At 31.3% G+C, this 1,055-nt stretch carries 1 protein-coding gene and 1 pseudogene; both read right to left on the reverse strand.

Features of this window, described 5'->3' with window-relative positions:
* Window positions 1–239, reverse strand: a pseudogene (locus AC30RD_RS09905) (hypothetical protein); the annotation flags it as partial.
* Window positions 240–731: 492 nt separating this feature from the next.
* On the reverse strand, window positions 732–944 hold the full coding sequence (locus tag AC30RD_RS09910) for a hypothetical protein (RefSeq protein WP_489494405.1): 213 nt from the start codon (window positions 942–944) through the stop codon (window positions 732–734).
* Window positions 945–1,055 lie beyond the last annotated feature (111 nt).

Raw genomic sequence — 1,055 nt, forward strand, 5'->3', positions numbered from 1 at the left:
TGTGTCATACTATTATATGATGGGGCTGCTGCTGATGGTGGTGCAGATTTTATATTTGAATTTGTAGTATTACTAGTTGTAGATGTAGATTCAGAACCTGACTCGTAGGTAGTTGTAGATTCTGAAGCATAGCCACCTTCAATAGCAGTATTACTACCAGAGACATTAGTCTGTGTAGATCCTGCAAATACTGAGGTAGTTAGTAATAGTAATATTAAAATTATTAGAGGGATTTTCATAAGTTAAGTCTCCATTTCGGGTCTACATATAAATTTTGTATATAATTGTTTTGAATTTATTTCTTCTATTGGTAGTGATTGTAGTACAATAGCCGATTGTCTATATCCAGAAATTACACATTCTCGAAAGTTATCAAATCGTCTATCATCAGTAACTGGATTCATACAACTACTATAAATTTGACTACATAATGCTATTACTAATATAAATTTCATTTACTGGCACGATTCACAATCGCCTGTACTGTCAATTACAAGTCCACCTTCATTTTCAAAACTTCTATCTTCTTCTCTACCATTACATTCACAGTTTTCACATTTACAATCACTATGATCTGCCTCTATGCAGTGGCACAGGTGATTACATTTCTTACAGAATCGTTCAGTCATTTCCATTTCCTTTTGGTAAGCCACTAGCTAACCAATCCATAAATTTCTTAAATGGATATAAAATAAATTTTAAAAGTTTTTTAATCATTAGTTTATCCATAGTTATTTAGTTATTATTTTAAGTATCTTCTTTTCTCCCATATATATTTCTGTTAATGCAGTTACTTTTTCGCATTTAAAAACTACACTATCGGGATTAATTTCTTTCATTGCAATACGTTTAGACTTAAGGCATGAACTCAGGTTATCCTTGGGTGTATGCTCGATCATAGTGCCATTTAAAAACATTAATAGTGCAAATAAAACTTCTTCCATTATCGAACTCCGGTTCCATTATTTCTTACTTTATCTTTTAAGTTTTCAATATCAGATAATATTTTCTCCACATCTTTTTGAAGCCTGTCGATATTCACTTTATTGTGCATT

Source organism: Nitrosophilus sp. (genome assembly GCF_982775275.1).